This is a genomic window from Streptococcus sp. IsoGale022 (genome assembly GCF_031142805.1).
Classification (GTDB): domain Bacteria; phylum Bacillota; class Bacilli; order Lactobacillales; family Streptococcaceae; genus Streptococcus; species Streptococcus sanguinis_A.
Genome location: NZ_JAKZJI010000005.1, coordinates 1 through 16,455 on the forward strand (window position 1 = coordinate 1; position 16,455 = coordinate 16,455).

Consider the following 16,455-nt stretch of genomic DNA (forward strand, 5'->3'; position numbering starts at 1 on the left):
TTGTCAGCTTTTTCTTTTCGGTGTATAATAAGTGAAAATATTTCTTTACAGGAGGCGTTCATGAAAAAGAAACCAATTTATCTTTATGTTTTGCTGGGCTTGTCAACCGTAGGAACCTTGTGGGGACTTTTTAGCAAGTTCACTTCTTCTGATGCTGGAGTGAAAAGCATTCTTAAGCAGATAGAAGAACCAGCAAAATCCCAGTATGCAACTTATTTTAGCAAGAGTGCTGAAGTGGCGAATTCGCTAGCCAATAATTTCTTTTTTTACGGGCACATCATTCTCTTAATAGTGGCTCTTTTCTTCCTTTTTAGGAAAGATGTATTTAAGGCCAATCTTATCTACATTGCCGATGTTCTTGTGGGCTTGATTTCGACAGCCTATGCTTATGTGGTATCAAAGGGAATTATAGCTTCTTCTTTTTCAGACTCAACTCTTCTTTCGGCACAGATGACGGGGCTGAATTTCTCCATCCTCCTTTCAGTAGTCATTAGTCTAATCTTCCTTTCCATCGTCATCTTTAAGCTAGTCCAGCAGCAAAAAGAGGCTGAAAAAGCAGAACTAGCTGCAAATGAATAAGATTTGACAAATAACAGATAAGTGCTTACAATTTTAAGAAGCAATATCTGTTATTTTTTAGAATGGAGAATAAGATGACAAAGGTTTCCTTGGTTTACATCAGCTTGAGCGGCAATACAGAGAGTTTTGTCCGTCGGCTGACAGACTATTTGCTGGAGCAGCATCCAAGCCTAGAGGTAGAGAAGATTCATATCAAAGACCTGGTAAAGGAAGGGCAGCCCTTTTTTGAAATGGGCAATCCTTTTATCGCTTTTCTGCCGACTTATCTGGAGGGCGGCAATGGTGTGGACAATGGCGATGTAGAAATTCTGACAACCGATGTGGGGGACTTTATCGCCTATGGTCAGAATGCCAGCAAGTGTCTGGGCGTCATTGGCAGCGGCAATCGTAACTTTAACAACCAATACTGTCTGACAGCCAAGCAATACTCAGAGCGCTTTGGTTTTCCAGTTTTGGCTGATTTTGAAATGCGCGGCATGTTGGGAGACATTAAGAAGGTTGCGGGCATTATTGAAGAGCTCTATCACATTGAAAAAAACGAAAACCAGTGAGGTTTTCGTTTTTTGATGTTCTAAATCAAGCTTACATCTTTCCTGGCGCTTCTACTCCCAGCAAACGCAGAGCTTCTTTGAGGACAACAGCTGTTGAGTAGCTGAGAGCCAGACGGCTGTCGCGCTCAGGGCTTTCGTCCAGAATCCGTGTGTGCGCATAGTATTTGTTAAAGGCTTGAGCCAGACTGATAGCATATTTGGCAATCAGAGATGGCTCATAGTTATCAGCAGCCCGTTTGACAACGCGACCGAAGTCTTGGAGCAGCTTGATAATTTCCCAGCTTTCTGGATCGTTCAGGCTGTATGTAGCCTCTGCATCTGGCTGGAAGTTAGCTTTGCGCAGGATAGACTGGATACGAGCATAGGCATACTGGATGTAAGGGCCTGTTTCTCCCTCGAAGGAAACCATAGCTTCCAGGTCAAAGTCGTAACCATTGCGGCGGTCAGTTTTGAGGTCGTAGAACTTAACTGCCCCAACCCCAACTGCACGAGCAACAGCTTCCTTGTTTTCCAAATCTGGGTTTTTAGCTTCAATCTGGCTTTTTGCCCGGCTGATAGCTTCCAGCAGAGTTGGTTCGAGAAGGATGATATTTCCTTTACGTGTAGACAGTTTTTGACGGTTCTTAGTCACTAGACCAAAGTCAACGTGAATCATGTCATCGCTCCAGTCAAAGCCCATCTTTTTCAGAACAGCCTTGAGCTGTCTGAAGTGGTTGGCCTGCTCTTGACCTACAACATAGACATTTTTGACAAAGTTATAAGTGCGAGCCCGGTAGATGGCTGTTGCGATATCCCGTGTGATGTAGAGGGTAGCACCGTCTGATTTTTTAATCATAGCAGGCGGAAGGTTGAAGTCTTCCAAGTCTACAATGCTAGCTCCTTTGGATTCTTCTAGGAGCCCTTTTTCTTCGAGGATTTGAATCCCTTCGTCCATCTTGTCGTTGTAGAAGGCTTCACCGTTTAGACTGTCAAATTCGACACCTAGGAGTTCGTAGATACGGTTGAACTCCATCAGACTTTCGTCGCGGAACCATTGCCAGAGCTCAGTCGCTTCTGGGTCGCCGTCTTCCAGCTTCTTGAACCAAAGGCGGCCTTCGTCATCTAGAGATGGGTCGTTTTCAATCTCAGCATTGATACGCACATAGAGTTTGAGGAGCTCGTCGATAGGGTTGGCTTCAACAGCTTCCTGGCTTCCCCACTTCTTATAAGCTACCATCAGGAGGCCGAACTGTTTGCCCCAGTCTCCCAAGTGGTTGATTTTGATGGTGTTGTAGCCAATCTTGCGGAAGATGTTGGAAAGAGCATCACCGATAACAGTAGAGCGCAAGTGGCCGACTGAGAAAGGCTTGGCAATGTTTGGGCTGGATAGGTCAATGGTGACATTTTCCCCATTTCCTTCGTTTTGCTGGCCGTAGTCAGCTCCGTCTTTGATGACTTCTTTGATAACTTGGCCAGAAATTTCAGCTTTGCTGAGGAAAAAGTTGACATAAGGCCCAGTCGCAACGACTTTATCAAAATGCGCCGTGTCAATATTTTCAGCGATGTCAGCAGCGATAGCCTGAGGAGCTTTGCGCTCAGTCTTTGCCAGAGAAAAGGCAGGGAAGGCGATATCACCAAGTTCAGAGCTCTTTGGCTGCTCCAATAAATTTAAAATAGCGTCTTGATCAAGGCTGTCAATAACCTTGGCCAATTCGCCGGCAATCAACTGTTTGTTATCCATATCTGCTCCTTTGTGTCTTTTGTTACTATTTTATCACATTTTTCAAGGATTCTTCAATTTTTTTGGGAATAATTTTTGGGCTAATAGGAATTTTTCTGATATAATAAGAGGGATAAGAACCTGTATTTATAGATGGGCTTTCCATCTGAATGCTTCCTTCCCTGTCACTCTTCGTTAAAGTTTTTTGTTTATTCTCAGTATTCCTGCAAATCTTTGCCTAGATTGATGGAGAAGCAGTCTTTTGTCCGTTGAAGTTCCCTTCATGAATGCAGCTTCTAATTATTCAATAATGAGGTAAAAATGAGAAAGAATGATCGTCATCAGTTAGTAAAAACGATGATTAAGGAAGAAAAGCTAGGAACGCAAAAGGAGATTCAGGATCGCCTAGAAGCGCAAGGGATTTATGTAACGCAGACTACCCTGTCGCGTGACCTCCGTGAAATTGGCCTGACCAAGGTTAAGAAGAAGGGGCTGACTTATTATGTTTTGGCGCATGAGACCGAAGAGATTGATTTGATAGAGTTTTTAGCCAAGCATGTGGAGAGTGTAGCCAGAGCCGAGTTTAGTCTGGTTCTTCGTACTGAGCTGGGCGAAGCAACAGTGCTGGCCAATGTCGTCGATAGCTCGCTGGATAGCCGTATTTTGGGAACTGTTGCGGGTGCTAATACTCTTTTAGTGGTTTGCCGGGATCAGGCAGCTGCTCAGGAGATTGAAGAGCAAATACAGGAAGTGATGTAAGAATCACAGTTTTTCAGGAAAGATGGAGAGGTTTGAGACGGAAGTCCTGACCTCGTTTGTTTTTAGAAAGGATAGAGATGGCAGTAGACAAGTTATCGCCAGGTATGCAGCAGTATTTGGATATCAAAAAGGACTATCCAGATGCTTTCTTGCTCTTTCGGATGGGGGATTTCTATGAGTTGTTTTATGATGATGCGGTCAATGCCGCCCAGATTTTAGAGATTTCCTTGACCAGCCGTAATAAAAATGCAGAAAATCCCATTCCCATGGCTGGAGTTCCCTATCATTCGGCACAGCAGTATATTGATGTTTTGGTTGAATCAGGCTATAAGGTAGCAATTGCGGAGCAGATGGAAGACCCCAAAGAAGCCAAGGGAGTTGTTAAGCGGGAGGTCGTTCAGGTTATCACGCCGGGGACGGTGGTGGACTCCAGTAAGCCGGACTCTGCGAATAACTTTCTGGTGGCTCTGGATTACTCAGAGGGCCTCTATGGTCTGGCTTATATGGACTTGGTGACCGGTGAGTTTCAGGTGACCAGTCTAGAGGATTTTGCCTTGGTCTGCGGGGAAATCCGCAATTTGAAGGCTAGGGAAGTGGTGCTGGGCTATGCCTTGCCAGAAGTTGAGGAGCAGGTCTTGGCTGGACAGATGAATCTTTTACTGTCCTATGTACAGACGGCCTTGGACGATGTCCAGCTGCTGGGCGAGGAGCTGTCTCCTATGGAACGTCAGGCAGCGGGGAAATTGCTTGAGTATGTGCACCGGACTCAGATGAGGGAGCTCAGCCATTTGAAGAAGGCTCAGCATTATGAAATCAAGGACTTTCTGCAAATGGACTATGCTACCAAGGCGAGTCTGGATTTGACAGAAAATGCTCGTTCGGGCAAGAAGCACGGCAGTCTTTATTGGCTGATGGATGAGACCAAGACGGCTATGGGCGGTCGCATGTTGCGCTCTTGGATTCAGCGTCCGCTGATTGATGAAGCGCGAATCATCCAGCGGCAGAATGTCGTCGAGGTCTTTCTGGATCATTTCTTTGAGCGAAGTGATTTGACAGAAAGCCTCAAGGGAGTCTATGATATCGAGCGGCTGGCTAGTCGGGTTTCTTTTGGCAAGACCAATCCTAAAGATCTGCTGCAGCTGGCAGCAACATTGGGCAATGTGCCTCAGATTAAGGCTATCTTGCAAGGAATCGGCAGCCCGCATCTAGCTCGTTTGATTGAGGGATTGGATCCTATTCCAGAGTTGGCAGGCTTGATTAGCTCAGCTATTTCACCGGATGCACCTCATATCATCACCGAGGGAAATATCATTCGGACTGGTTTTGATGAGACCTTAGATCAGTATCGGATTGTGCTGAGGGAGGGGACCGGATGGATTGCAGAGCTGGAAGTCAAAGAACGTGCCAACAGCGGCATCAGCAATCTGAAGATTGATTACAACAAAAAAGATGGTTACTATTTCCACGTGACCAATTCTCAGCTGGCTCATGTGCCTAGTCATTTCTTCCGCAAGGCGACCCTGAAAAATTCGGAGCGTTTCGGAACGGAGGAGTTGGCCCGGATTGAGGGAGAGATGTTGGAGGCGCGTGAAAAATCTGCTAATCTGGAATACGAGATTTTCATGCGGATTCGCGAGGAAGCTGGCAAATACATCCAGCGCTTGCAGGCCTTGGCACAAACGCTGGCAGCTGTAGATGTCTTGCAGAGCTTTGCTGCGGTGGCAGAACAACTGCATTTGGTGCGCCCTGTCTTTACTGCGGAGCGCCGTCTGCAGATTGAAAAAGGTCGGCATGCTGTTGTGGAAAAGGTCATGGGTGCCCAAAGCTACATTCCAAATAGTATTCTGCTAGATCAGGAAACGGACATCCAGCTGATTACCGGGCCTAATATGAGCGGGAAATCGACCTATATGCGCCAGTTGGCTATCATCGTCATCATGGCACAGATGGATCTTATGTGCCCGCTCAGTCTGCCAGTCTGCCGCTATTCGATGCGATTTTCACTCGCATCGGCGCAGCGGATGATTTGGTGTCCGGCCAGTCCACTTTTATGGTGGAGATGATGGAGGCCAATCGGGCCATTCGGCAGGCCAGCGATCGTTCGCTCATCCTCTTTGATGAGCTGGGCCGTGGGACGGCGACTTACGATGGGATGGCGCTAGCTCAGGCTATTATCGAGCATATTCATCATTATACTGGGGCCAAGACCCTCTTTGCCACCCACTATCACGAGCTGACAGCCTTGGAGGATAGTTTGGAGCATTTGGAAAATGTCCATGTGGCAACCTTGGAAAAGGACGGACAGGTGACTTTCCTGCATAAGATTGAGCCGGGTCCGGCTGATAAGTCTTACGGAATCCATGTGGCGAAGATTGCCGGACTTCCTGAGAAATTGCTGGAGCGAGCGGATAGCATTTTGAGTCATTTGGAAAGTCAGGATACAGGACTAGGCTCAGAGCTTCCTGCTGCATCCAGACCGAAGCAGCCACGAGTGGCTGAGCAGATGTCTCTTTTCGCAGAAGGATCGGAAAATCCAGCCCTGACTGAACTCCGAGACTTGGACATCTATAATATGACTCCCCTTGAAGTCATGGCGGCGGTAGCCGAGCTCAAGAAAAAGTTGTAAAAACAAAGAACAGACTTGTTAATGCCTCAAGTCTGCTCTTTTTGTTTCTCACGATTTGCTAGACAAACCGCTATTGATCTTTTGAATTTTACGGTAGGTGTGGTAATAGATGGCGCCTGAAATAATTAGATAGATAAGGGTGAATTCCCCGACGGCAGTCAGTGTCAGGCTGAGTATTTTTTCTCTTGGGAAAAATCCAGCTAGATTAGCCAACAGTGCAAAGGTCAGAATCATCACACCATAGTGGCTGACGATGGAGCGCAGGATGCTCCAGTCTCTTTGGAAGAAGCTTCCGCTCCATCTGAAAATAGCTCCCATGATAAACCAGATAAGCATGCAGTAGAGCATGATGAGAGAAACATGGACATGCTGGCTCAAAAAGAAGTGGCCGATAGGAGAGCGAGGGTGAAGCGGTAGATAAGCTGGATTGTAAAAATAAGAAACAATCATGGAGAAGAAGAGACCGAGGAAAATCCCTCCAATTCCTCCGAAAAAGAGTTCTTTAAGACGAGTTTTCATAATTGCAACCTTTCTTTGATAGATTTGAGATAGCGGCGGGACGAGTAAGTCTGGTCGCCGTTTTTCAGAAATATTTGAATCAGACCATTTGGAGTCAGCTTGAGGTGGCTGATTTGTTGGCTGTTGATAATCTCCGACTGAGAAATCTGCAGGAAATAGTCCGGCAGAACCTGCAGCAATTGATAAAGAGCTTGTTGAGCTCGATAGCTGTCTTTTGCCGTTCGGACCCGAACCTGACGATTTTCTGTATAGATTCGGTGGATTTCCTTAGCGTCTAGTAAGTGAATTTCGTCTTCTTTCTTGACATGAATCTTGTCTTCTTTGCCTAGATGTTGAGCAAAGTGGACCAATTCCTGAATGCTTTCAGTCATGAGGCGAGCCTCAATGCTGACGGAGTCCTCGGTAATTTGAGAATCGATTCTTAGTTTAACTTTCATAGCTCCCTCCTTTCACCTTTATTAAACCGCAACTCAGCGGAGAAAACAAGCCCTTTTGCCTATGTGGCAGCTATTTGTGTCTATATGGTTTGAAGGGTGAGCAGAGTGGTTGAGAAAAGGCTGCCTTCTGATAGAAAGAGCCCAATGTGTTATAATAGATAGCAGAACAAATACGGAGAAAATGATGTCAAAAATTATCGAACTTCCAGAAATTCTAGCCAATCAGATTGCGGCCGGTGAGGTCATTGAGCGGCCTAGCAGCGTGGTCAAGGAGCTGGTGGAAAATTCAATTGATGCGGGTGCCAGTCAGATTACTATCGAAATCGAAGAAGCTGGACTTAAGAGTATTCAAGTGACGGACAATGGCGAGGGCATTGACCACGAAGATGTCCCTCTGGCCCTTCGACGCCATGCTACCAGTAAAATCAAGAAGCAGGCGGATCTCTTTCGGATTCGGACATTGGGTTTCCGTGGTGAGGCCATTCCTTCCATTGCTTCTGTCTCGCGTTTTACTATTGAGACAGCGACGGAAGCCGGCCAGCACGCAACTCTGCTGGTTGCCCAAGGCGGTGAGATAGAAGAGCATGAGCCTACTAGCAGTCCAGTGGGAACGAAAATCAAGATAGAAGATCTCTTCTTTAATACTCCAGCTCGGCTCAAGTATATGAAGAGCCAGCAGGCTGAGCTGTCTCATATCGTTGATGTGATTAATCGGCTCAGTCTAGCCCATCCGGAAGTAGCATTCACCCTTATCAGTGACAGCCGAGAAATGACACGGACTGCCGGCAGTGGCAATCTGCGTCAAGCTATTGCGGGCATCTATGGTCTGGCAACAGCTAAGAAAATGGTGGAAATCTCGGCTTCAGATCTGGACTTTGAGGTGAGCGGCTATGTCAGTCTGCCTGAGCTGACTCGCGCGAATCGGAATTATATTACGATCCTTATCAACGGCCGCTATATTAAGAATTTCCTGCTCAATCGTGCTATTTTGGACGGCTACGGCAGCAAGCTTATGGTAGGCCGCTTTCCACTAGCGGTCATCAATATCCAGATTGACCCCTATCTGGCCGATGTCAATGTCCATCCGACCAAGCAAGAGGTGCGGATTTCTAAAGAACGCGAACTCATGGCCTTGATTTCGCAAGCCATTGCGACCAGTCTCAAGGAGCAGGACCTTATCCCGGATGCTTTGGAAAATCTTGCCAAATCAACTGTTAAGCGCGCGGCTAAGCCCGAACAGACCAGTCTCCCACTTAAAGAAAATCGCTTCTACTACGATAAGGAGCAGAATGACTTCTTCCTCAAGCCGCAGGTGGCCGAGCAGCAGCTATCCTTTGAAGAGTCAGCGGAGCCTGTTCATCAGGCGACAGATGAAAAATCAGAACCGCAACCGACTTCGGTCAAATTTGCAGAGAGAAAGCCTGCCAGCTATGACCAACTAGACCATCCAGAGCTAGATCAGGCTAGTCTGGAGCGGGCTGTGGATAAGTTGGAACAGGAAGAGAAGTCAAGCTTCCCAGAGTTAGAATATTTCGGCCAGATGCATGGTACTTATCTCTTTGCTCAGGGCAAGGGCGGTCTTTACATTATTGACCAGCATGCTGCTCAAGAGCGGGTCAAGTATGAGTATTATCGGGAGAAGATTGGGGATGTGGACAATAGCCAGCAGCAGCTCTTGGTGCCTTATATCTTTGAATTTCCAGCGGACGATATGCTGCGAATCAAGCAGCGGATGGAGCTGTTAGAAGACGCTGGCATCTTTTTAGAAGAGTACGGAGCCAATCAATTTATCCTCCGTGAGCATCCCATTTGGTTCAAGGAAGAGGAGATTGAGGCCGGCATCTATGAGATGTGTGATATGCTTCTCCTGACCAAGGAAGTTTCCATCAAGAAATATCGAGCAGAGCTAGCCATTATGATGAGCTGCAAACGCTCCATCAAGGCCAATCACAGTCTGGATGACTACTCTGCGCGTGACTTGCTCTTTCAGCTGTCCCAGTGTGACAATCCTTACAACTGTCCACACGGACGGCCGGTCTTGGTCAACTTTACCAAGTCGGATATGGAAAAAATGTTCCGTCGCATTCAGGAAAATCATACTAGCCTGCGGGAGTTGGGGAAATACTAAACTGTATAGAAGATCAAACAGCCCTAGTCATCGAACTAGAGCTGTTTTGAATTTTTGAGCTGAACTTGTGTTCCAGCAAGCAAATCAGCTGGATGGCGTTTGTCCTTACGAAGCAGTCCCATCAGCAGAAAAATCAAGAAGAGAATCCCTGCTGAAGTTGATAAGAAAATTGACAAATCATCTGCTTGATAAGCACTACGGATAGCTCCCATATGTCCCAACTGCCAAGGGAAAAACTTGATGGCAGAGCGCAAAAGGCTGTGGGCAAGGCTCCTATGCTTGTAAACCAACTGTAAACCTGCCCAACGCTTGCCAAAACTGCCTTTTCTATAGTCTAGCCAAGCAAAGATGATAGTTAGAGGTAAGACTGAGGTAGAAAAAGCCAGAAGCTGACTCTGGGCTTCAGTGAATACAGGAATGCCTCCTAGAACCAGATTATAAAAGCCCATAGCTAGTAAAAAAAGAGCAATGAGGTAGCCTGAGATGAAGAGCCAGTCGCCAAAGAGTTCTTTCAGACGAGTTTTGACAGGTATGGGATTGTCAGTTTTTAGTTTCATCTTTAGCACCTTCTTTCTTAGAATCCTCATCAAGGCCTATAACCTTGTCCAAGTAATTTTTCTTAATTTTTAGCGCCTTGTTAATAGCCATTGCTGATGCGATTAAGAGGAAAAAGCTCAACCAGACCAGAGCAGTGAATTTTGCTGGAAAGCTAGAACCTGCGAAGAAGAGAAAGATAGCCAAGGTTGATACAAAAATATACAGAACCTGCCAGAAGCCATAAGATTTTACTTCCTTGTAGTAGCGATCTTTTTCGTCTTCTGAGAGGACGGGTTTTATTTCTGGCTTGTCGCCGTCTTCTAAAAGCAGATAATCTGTCGTCACTTGGAAAATCTTGCTCAGCTCTACAATTTTTTCCAGCTCTGGCATCGCTTGGCTAGACTCCCACTTGGAAATGCTCTGACGAGAGACATTGATTTGTTCAGCCAGTTTTTCTTGTGACCAGCCTTTTTCTTTTCTTAGTTCAAATAATTTATCGGCGAGCTTCATGTTCGCAGCCTCCTTTTCTTTGCTAACTCTATCCTAACAGCTTTTAGTCATCTTGAGAATACAGCTTCCTGTACATTTTGTCAACCACCGGTTGCACTTCTATTTGCAGTTTCCAGATAGAAAATATGATATACTAGATAGGCAAAATGATACAAAAAGAAGGAAGATTATGTACGAATATTTTAAAGGAATCATCAGTAAAATTACAGCCAAGTACATCGTATTGGAAGTCAACTCTATCGGCTATATTCTTCATGTGGCCAACCCCTATGCTTATTCAGGTCATCTTCATCAGGAAGCCAAGGTCTATGTTCACCAGGTGGTAAGAGAAGACGCGGAACTCTTATACGGCTTTGCAACCGAGGAAGAGAAGCAACTCTTTCTCAGCTTGATTTCAGTCTCAGGTATTGGCCCTGTGTCTGCTCTGGCAATTATTGCGGCTGATGATAATGCTGGCTTGGTACAGGCCATTGAGCAGAAAAACATCACCTACCTGACCAAGTTTCCTAAAATTGGCAAGAAGACAGCCCAGCAGATGGTGCTGGACTTAGAGGGCAAAGTAGTGGCTGCGGATGGTTCGGCAGAAAGTAAGGCACCCGTCCAGACTGTGGATAATCAGGAGCTGGAGGAAGCCATGGAAGCCATGCTGGCTTTGGGCTACAAAGCTGCTGAGCTTAAGAAAATCAAGAAATTCTTTGAAGGAACAACTGACACAGCTGAAAACTATATCAAGTCAGCTCTCAAGATGTTAGTGAAATAGGAGTAAGCTATGACCAAACGCTGCGGCTGGGTAAAAATGAACAACCCCTTGTATGTAGCCTACCATGATGAGGAGTGGGGCAAGCCCCTCCATGATGATCAGAAATTATTTGAATTGCTCTGCATGGAGACCTATCAGGCCGGACTTTCTTGGGAGACCATTCTGAATAAACGTCAGGCTTTTCGGGAAGTTTTTCATTTTTATGATGCCCAGAAAATTGCTCAGATGACGGATACAGATCTGGATGGTTTGTTGGACAATCCTGACATCATCCGTAACAAGATGAAAATTTATGCGACTAGGGACAATGCCCAAGCTTTTTTGGCTGTTCAAAAGCAGTTTGGCTCTTTTAATGACTATATCTGGTCCTTTGTCGGTTTCAAAACGATTGACAATGAAATTTTGAACTATAAGGAAGCCCCAACTAAAACAGAGCTATCAGAAACCATGTCCAAGGCGCTGAAAAAGCAAGGCTTCAAGTTTGTCGGTCCTGTTTGTGTCTATTCATTCCTAGAAGCAGCTGGACTTATCAATGATCATGAAAATGATTGTGACTGGAAGTAGAATGATGAAAACAAGAAAAATTCAACTCATTTTTCTCTCTCTATATATTCAATTCTATTTATAGGCAGAGGGTTGCAGCTTATTGGTCAAAAATGGCTGAATTATCTGCTTCATTTCCTTATTGACCATAATTAAATGAAATTAGCATATGAGGACAAAGTTCAAATCTATGAACTCAGAAAACAAGGGCAAAGCTTCAAACAGCTTTCAAATCGATTTGGGGTAGCTATTTCTAACCTTCAATACATGATTCGATTGATGGATCGTTATGGATCAGAGATTGTTAAAAAAGGGAAGAACAGCTATTACTCTCCTGCATTAAAACAAGAAATGATGGGTGAAGTTTTAATTGCAGGTCGTTCGCAACTGAGTGTTTCTCTTGAATTTGGCCTTCCGAATCGTGGAGTGCTTTCTAATTGGCTGGCACAATACAAGAAAAACGGGTATACTATTGTTGAGAAAACAAGAGGGAGGCCATCTAAAATGGGACGTAAACGTAAGAAAACATGGGAAGAAATGACTGAACTTGAGCGACTTCAAGAGGAGAATGAACGCTTACGTACCGAGGTAGCTTACCTAAAAAAGTCAAAAGAGCTGGAAGACCGGGACGAAGCCTTGAAGTGAGAAAGGCAGAGACAGTTAGAGAGATGGTCTCAGGAGGATTTCGACTAGATTTACTTCTTGAAACGGCTGACTTGCCTCGCTCAACTTACTACTACCACTTGAAACAGCTGGGTAGGAGCGATGATAAAAATCAAGGTATCAGAGCTGAAATACAGGCAATTTATAGTGAGCATAAAGGAAATTATGGCTATCGTAGAGTAACTCTCGAACTCAGAAATCGTGGTTTTGTAGTGAATCATAAGAAGGTTCAGCGTTTGATGAAAGGCATGGGACTAAGCGCTCGTATTCGTCGTAAGCGTAAGTATTCCTCTTATCACGGAGAAGTTGGAAAGAAGGCTGATAACCTCATTCAACGCCAGTTTGAAGCATCAAAACCAATGGAAAAGTGCTACACAGATGTAACGGAGTTTGCCATTCCTAATAGCACGCAGAAACTCTATTTATCCCCTGTTCTGGATGGCTTTAACAGCGAAATTATCGCTTATCATCTTTCTACTTCGCCTAATTTAGAACAAGTAAAAACAATGTTGGAACAGGCATTCACAGAGAAACACTACGAGCATACTATTCTCCATAGCGATCAAGGCTGGCAATACCAACATGATTCTTATCATCGGTTTCTAGAGAATAAGGGAATTCAGCCATCCATGTCACGTAAGGTCAATAGCCCAGACAATGGCATGATGGAGTCCTTCTTTGGTATTTTGAAATCGGAGATGTTTTACGGTTATGAGAAGCACTTTAGGTCTTTAGAAGACCTTGAACAAGCTATTGTGGACTACATTGATTACTACAACAACAAACGAATCAAAGTCAAACTAAAAGGACTTAGCCCTGTGCAATACAGAACTAAATCCTTCGCTTAAATTATTTGTCCAACTTTTGGGGGTCAGTACATTCCAGACCTCTAGGTTTTTTGTTATTCTCTTTATATCCTTACTCTCCTTTCTGCCTCCAAATCTTTTCCTTGATAAAGATGCGCAGCTCGTAAAAGAGCATGAAGAGAGTAGAGATGAGGAAGCCAGCCATAAAGATATGGTGCAAGTAAGCAAAGACACCAATATAAACCAAGATGGAAAAAAGGTAGAGAATGACTAGATAATGCCATTTCTTAGCCTTGCTGTCTTCGATGACCTTTTTCTCCAAGCGCTCATCCTCCTTGATGAGTGTGTCCAGACTGATATCAAACTCCCGACTGATGGCTATGAGATTTCCAATATCCGGGATACCTTTTTCGCTTTCCCAGCGGGCAATGGCGGATCGGGAAACCTTGAGTCTTTCTGCCAAAGCCTCCTGAGAGAGTTGATTTTGTTGACGAATATCTTTGAGAACTTGTGAAATTTTCATGATGATCTCCTTTCTTCAAATAACAGTATTTAGATGATTTCCTTTTTTCATCTTTATTATAAAAATAATGAAACCATTTGCCAATAGCATTTCCCTAACAATCTAGTTATTCTACATAACACCAGTCATTCTTAAAAGTTTTCCACAGCATGTTGACAAGTTTGTCAAGGAACTTGACAGCTCTTTTTATTTCCTGAAATGAAAATCAACTTTTTTAAGATTTTTTGTGATAAAATAAAGCCAATTCCGAATAGTAAGGTAGGAGGTTCTATGAAAGCAGAAATTATTGCTGTGGGCACTGAGATTCTGACCGGTCAGATTGTCAATACCAATGCCCAATTTTTATCTGAAAAACTGGCGAGTCTGGGGATTGATGTCTATTTTCAGACAGCAGTAGGGGACAATGAAAATCGTCTCCTCTCTGTTTTGGAAATTGCTCAAGGACGCAGTAATCTAATTATCCTGACAGGAGGCTTGGGCCCAACAGAGGATGATTTGACCAAGCAAACCTTGGCTAAATTCTTAGAGCGCGAGCTCAATTTTGACTCACAAGCTGTGGAAAAGCTGGACCGCTTTTTTGCTAGCCGGCCAGATTATGCTCGAACGCCCAACAATGAGCGTCAGGCCCAGCTGGTCGAAGGCTCGACTCCGTTGCCAAATGAGACCGGCTTAGCTGTCGGAGGCTTGTTAGAAGCAGACGGAGTGACCTATGTAGTCCTGCCTGGCCCGCCTAGTGAGCTCAAGCCTATGGTCAATAACGAGCTAGTTCCCCTCTTATCCACAGGTCAAAAACTGTATTCACGGGTGCTGCGTTTCTTTGGTATCGGTGAGAGTCAGCTAGTGACTATTTTGTCCAAGATGATTGAGCAGCAGAGTGACCCCACCATTGCTCCTTATGCAAAGACAGGGGAAGTTACCCTGCGACTGTCCACCAAGGCTCTGAGTCAGGCAGAAGCCGACACCAAGTTTGAGGCTGTGGAAAAGGAAATTTTGGTACATAAGACTTTTGAGGGACAGTCACTGTCAGAGATTTTCTATGGTTACGGGGATGACAATTCCTTGGCACAGGTGGCTTTTGACTTGCTGAAGAGTCAAGGGAAGACGATTTCGGCAGCGGAGAGTCTGACAGCAGGGCTCTTTCAGGCGACCTTGGCTGATTTTGCTGGAGCCTCTTCCATTTTTTCAGGTGGCTTTGTCACCTACAGCATGGAGGAAAAGAGCCGGATGCTGGATATTCCGTTGGGAGACCTGGAGAAGCACGGTGTCGTTTCAGCTTTTACGGCTGGGAAAATGGCAGAGCAGGCTAGAAAGCTGACCGAAAGCGACTTAGCTGTCAGTCTGACAGGTGTGGCTGGTCCAGATTCGCTGGAAGACCATCCAGCAGGGACTGTTTTTATCGGCTTAGCTAGTGCTGCTGGAACAGAAACTATTAAGGTCAATATTGCTGGACGAAGTCGGCGTGATGTGCGGAAAATTGCTGTTCTACACGCCTTCAACCTAGTACGAAAAACTTTATTAAATAGCTGATTTTTGGTATAATGACGAAGATGGCCAAAAGACATTTTAGAAAAAACAGGAGAAATAAATGGCAAAGAAACAAAAAAAACTAGACGAAATCTCAAAGAAATTCGGCGATGAGCGCCAAAAAGCCTTGGATAATGCTCTTAAAAACATTGAAAAGGATTTTGGTAAGGGAGCCATTATGCGTCTTGGCGAGCGGGCAGAGCAAAAGGTTCAAGTTATGAGTTCTGGCTCTTTGGCCTTGGATATTGCCCTTGGTGCTGGTGGTTACCCTAAGGGACGGATTATTGAAATCTATGGTCCGGAGTCTTCTGGTAAGACAACCGTTGCGCTTCACGCTGTTGCTCAAGCGCAAAAAGAAGGTGGTATCGCAGCCTTTATCGATGCTGAGCATGCTTTGGATCCGTCATATGCGGCTGCTCTGGGTGTCAATATTGATGAGTTGCTGCTGTCCCAACCGGACTCTGGGGAACAGGGACTGGAAATTGCCGGCAAGCTGATTGACTCAGGTGCGGTGGATTTGGTGGTTGTGGACTCAGTTGCAGCCCTGGTACCACGTGCAGAAATCGATGGCGATATCGGTGACAGTCACGTTGGTTTGCAGGCTCGGATGATGAGCCAGGCGATGCGCAAGCTGTCTGCTTCTATCAACAAAACGAAGACGATTGCGATTTTCATTAACCAGCTGCGCGAAAAAGTTGGCGTTATGTTTGGTAATCCTGAAACAACACCAGGTGGCCGTGCACTGAAGTTCTATGCTTCTGTCCGTTTGGATGTCCGTGGCAATACTCAAATCAAGGGAACGGGTGATGAGAAGGATACCAATGTTGGTAAAGAAACCAAGATCAAGGTCGTTAAAAATAAGGTAGCTCCGCCATTCAAAGAAGCCTTCGTAGAAATCATGTACGGAGAAGGCATTTCTAAGACAGGTGAGCTAATTAAGATTGCGACTGATTTGGATATCATCAAAAAAGCTGGTGCTTGGTACTCCTACAATGATGAAAAAATCGGCCAAGGATCTGAAAATGCTAAGAAGTACTTGGCTGATCATCCAGAAGTCTTTGATGAAATTGACCGTCAGGTTCGTGTCCGCTACGGTTTGATTGATGGAGACGATATGGCAGAAGCGGTTGGCAATAAGGCTGACAGCCCAGTAGAAACGCTGGAAGAAGTGACTCTAGATTTGGACGATGCCATCGAAATTGAAGAGTAATTTTGCAAAATAGGTCGCAAGACCGATGGTTTTTGTGATATAATAGACTACGATATTAGTATCGTGTAGCGAAAGGAGTAC

15 protein-coding genes and 1 pseudogene are annotated in these 16,455 nt (G+C 45.1%); 10 read left to right on the forward strand and 6 right to left on the reverse strand.

The genetic code is table 11. From position 1 onward, the window contains the following. The first annotated feature begins 60 nt into the window (after positions 1 to 60). Positions 61 to 579: a hypothetical protein gene (locus RG608_RS03750; protein WP_002928357.1), complete on the forward strand. Its 519-nt coding sequence runs from the start codon at positions 61 to 63 to the stop codon at positions 577 to 579. Between the two features lie 62 nt (positions 580 to 641). After that, the gene (gene nrdI / locus RG608_RS03755; protein WP_268687746.1) at positions 642 to 1,130 is read left to right on the forward strand and encodes a class Ib ribonucleoside-diphosphate reductase assembly flavoprotein NrdI; all 489 of its coding nucleotides are present in this window, start codon (positions 642 to 644) and stop codon (positions 1,128 to 1,130) included. A 31-nt stretch (positions 1,131 to 1,161) separates the two neighbouring features. Here nrdI and argS read toward each other — a convergent pair whose 3' ends face one another. Beyond that, the gene (gene argS, locus RG608_RS03760) at positions 1,162 to 2,850 is read right to left on the reverse strand and encodes an arginine--tRNA ligase (protein WP_268687745.1); all 1,689 of its coding nucleotides are present in this window, start codon (positions 2,848 to 2,850) and stop codon (positions 1,162 to 1,164) included. Positions 2,851 to 3,150: 300 nt separating this feature from the next. On the opposite strand from argS, the gene argR reads away from it, so the two are divergent. After that, complete coding sequence (gene argR / locus RG608_RS03765; RefSeq protein ID WP_072074757.1) at positions 3,151 to 3,588, forward strand: arginine repressor; 438 nt, start codon at positions 3,151 to 3,153, stop codon at positions 3,586 to 3,588. 77 nt (positions 3,589 to 3,665) lie between these two features. Continuing rightward, positions 3,666 to 6,214: pseudogene (gene mutS, locus RG608_RS03770) on the forward strand (DNA mismatch repair protein MutS). 48 nt (positions 6,215 to 6,262) lie between these two features. On the opposite strand, the gene RG608_RS03775 reads toward mutS, so the two are convergent. Both RG608_RS03775 and RG608_RS03780 read right to left on the reverse strand, forming a co-directional pair. After that, positions 6,263 to 6,733 (reverse strand): DUF3021 domain-containing protein, encoded by a 471-nt coding sequence (locus tag RG608_RS03775; protein WP_268687743.1) that lies wholly within the window; start codon positions 6,731 to 6,733, stop codon positions 6,263 to 6,265. Next, positions 6,730 to 7,170, reverse strand: coding sequence for a LytTR family DNA-binding domain-containing protein (locus tag RG608_RS03780; protein WP_268687742.1), 441 nt, complete (start codon positions 7,168 to 7,170; stop codon positions 6,730 to 6,732). Before RG608_RS03780 ends, RG608_RS03775 begins: the two co-directional genes overlap by 4 nt. 184 nt (positions 7,171 to 7,354) lie before the next feature. On the opposite strand from RG608_RS03780, the gene mutL reads away from it, so the two are divergent. After that, positions 7,355 to 9,298 carry a DNA mismatch repair endonuclease MutL gene (gene mutL, locus RG608_RS03785; RefSeq protein WP_268687741.1) on the forward strand — a complete coding sequence of 648 codons (1,944 nt, stop codon included), beginning with the start codon at positions 7,355 to 7,357 and terminating at the stop codon, positions 9,296 to 9,298. A 35-nt stretch (positions 9,299 to 9,333) separates the two neighbouring features. Here mutL and RG608_RS03790 read toward each other — a convergent pair whose 3' ends face one another. Both RG608_RS03790 and RG608_RS03795 read right to left on the reverse strand, forming a co-directional pair. Further along, on the reverse strand, positions 9,334 to 9,855 hold the full coding sequence (locus RG608_RS03790; protein ID WP_268687740.1) for an RDD family protein: 522 nt from the start codon (positions 9,853 to 9,855) through the stop codon (positions 9,334 to 9,336). Next, positions 9,839 to 10,345, reverse strand: a complete 507-nt coding sequence (locus tag RG608_RS03795; RefSeq protein ID WP_268687739.1) for a helix-turn-helix domain-containing protein — start codon at positions 10,343 to 10,345, stop codon at positions 9,839 to 9,841. Before RG608_RS03795 ends, RG608_RS03790 begins: the two co-directional genes overlap by 17 nt. Before the next feature lie 169 nt (positions 10,346 to 10,514). Here RG608_RS03795 and ruvA point away from each other — a divergent pair, with 169 nt between their 5' ends. From ruvA to RG608_RS03810, 3 genes are all read left to right on the forward strand, one after another. Beyond that, entirely contained in the window at positions 10,515 to 11,105 is a 591-nt protein-coding gene (ruvA, locus tag RG608_RS03800; RefSeq protein ID WP_268687738.1) for a Holliday junction branch migration protein RuvA, read from the forward strand. A 9-nt stretch (positions 11,106 to 11,114) separates the two neighbouring features. Beyond that, the gene (locus RG608_RS03805; protein WP_268687737.1) at positions 11,115 to 11,669 is read left to right on the forward strand and encodes a DNA-3-methyladenine glycosylase I; all 555 of its coding nucleotides are present in this window, start codon (positions 11,115 to 11,117) and stop codon (positions 11,667 to 11,669) included. 135 nt (positions 11,670 to 11,804) lie between these two features. Continuing rightward, a protein-coding gene (locus RG608_RS03810) for an IS3 family transposase (RefSeq protein ID WP_308946557.1) occupies positions 11,805 to 13,159 on the forward strand; the annotation gives its coding sequence in 2 pieces (ribosomal slippage) (positions 11,805 to 12,246 and positions 12,246 to 13,159; 1,356 coding nt in all). 70 nt (positions 13,160 to 13,229) lie between these two features. On the opposite strand, the gene RG608_RS03815 is transcribed toward RG608_RS03810, so the two are convergent. Beyond that, positions 13,230 to 13,640: a helix-turn-helix domain-containing protein gene (locus RG608_RS03815; RefSeq protein WP_268687735.1), complete on the reverse strand. Its 411-nt coding sequence runs from the start codon at positions 13,638 to 13,640 to the stop codon at positions 13,230 to 13,232. A gap of 270 nt (positions 13,641 to 13,910) precedes the next feature. On the opposite strand from RG608_RS03815, the gene RG608_RS03820 reads away from it, so the two are divergent. Next, the gene (locus tag RG608_RS03820) at positions 13,911 to 15,167 is read left to right on the forward strand and encodes a competence/damage-inducible protein A (RefSeq protein WP_268687734.1); all 1,257 of its coding nucleotides are present in this window, start codon (positions 13,911 to 13,913) and stop codon (positions 15,165 to 15,167) included. 58 nt (positions 15,168 to 15,225) lie between these two features. Beyond that, positions 15,226 to 16,374: a recombinase RecA gene (gene recA / locus RG608_RS03825; RefSeq protein ID WP_002899282.1), complete on the forward strand. Its 1,149-nt coding sequence runs from the start codon at positions 15,226 to 15,228 to the stop codon at positions 16,372 to 16,374. The last annotated feature ends 81 nt before the right edge of the window (positions 16,375 to 16,455 follow it).

Excerpts from the sequence above, each read along its gene's own strand:
- RG608_RS03805 (WP_268687737.1), top strand. The coding sequence starts at position 11,115 with ATGACCAAACGCTGCGGCTGGGTAAAAATGAACAACCCCTTGTATGTA.
- ruvA (WP_268687738.1), top strand. The coding sequence starts at position 10,515 with ATGTACGAATATTTTAAAGGAATCATCAGTAAAATTACAGCCAAGTAC.
- argR (WP_072074757.1), top strand. The coding sequence starts at position 3,151 with ATGAGAAAGAATGATCGTCATCAGTTAGTAAAAACGATGATTAAGGAA.
- RG608_RS03750 (WP_002928357.1), top strand. The coding sequence starts at position 61 with ATGAAAAAGAAACCAATTTATCTTTATGTTTTGCTGGGCTTGTCAACC.
- nrdI (WP_268687746.1), top strand. The coding sequence starts at position 642 with ATGGAGAATAAGATGACAAAGGTTTCCTTGGTTTACATCAGCTTGAGC.
- recA (WP_002899282.1), top strand. The coding sequence starts at position 15,226 with ATGGCAAAGAAACAAAAAAAACTAGACGAAATCTCAAAGAAATTCGGC.
- RG608_RS03780 (WP_268687742.1), bottom strand. The coding sequence starts at position 7,170 with ATGAAAGTTAAACTAAGAATCGATTCTCAAATTACCGAGGACTCCGTC.
- mutL (WP_268687741.1), top strand. The coding sequence starts at position 7,355 with ATGTCAAAAATTATCGAACTTCCAGAAATTCTAGCCAATCAGATTGCG.
- RG608_RS03795 (WP_268687739.1), bottom strand. The coding sequence starts at position 10,345 with ATGAAGCTCGCCGATAAATTATTTGAACTAAGAAAAGAAAAAGGCTGG.
- argS (WP_268687745.1), bottom strand. The coding sequence starts at position 2,850 with ATGGATAACAAACAGTTGATTGCCGGCGAATTGGCCAAGGTTATTGAC.
- RG608_RS03790 (WP_268687740.1), bottom strand. The coding sequence starts at position 9,855 with ATGAAACTAAAAACTGACAATCCCATACCTGTCAAAACTCGTCTGAAA.
- RG608_RS03775 (WP_268687743.1), bottom strand. The coding sequence starts at position 6,733 with ATGAAAACTCGTCTTAAAGAACTCTTTTTCGGAGGAATTGGAGGGATT.
- RG608_RS03815 (WP_268687735.1), bottom strand. The coding sequence starts at position 13,640 with ATGAAAATTTCACAAGTTCTCAAAGATATTCGTCAACAAAATCAACTC.
- RG608_RS03820 (WP_268687734.1), top strand. The coding sequence starts at position 13,911 with ATGAAAGCAGAAATTATTGCTGTGGGCACTGAGATTCTGACCGGTCAG.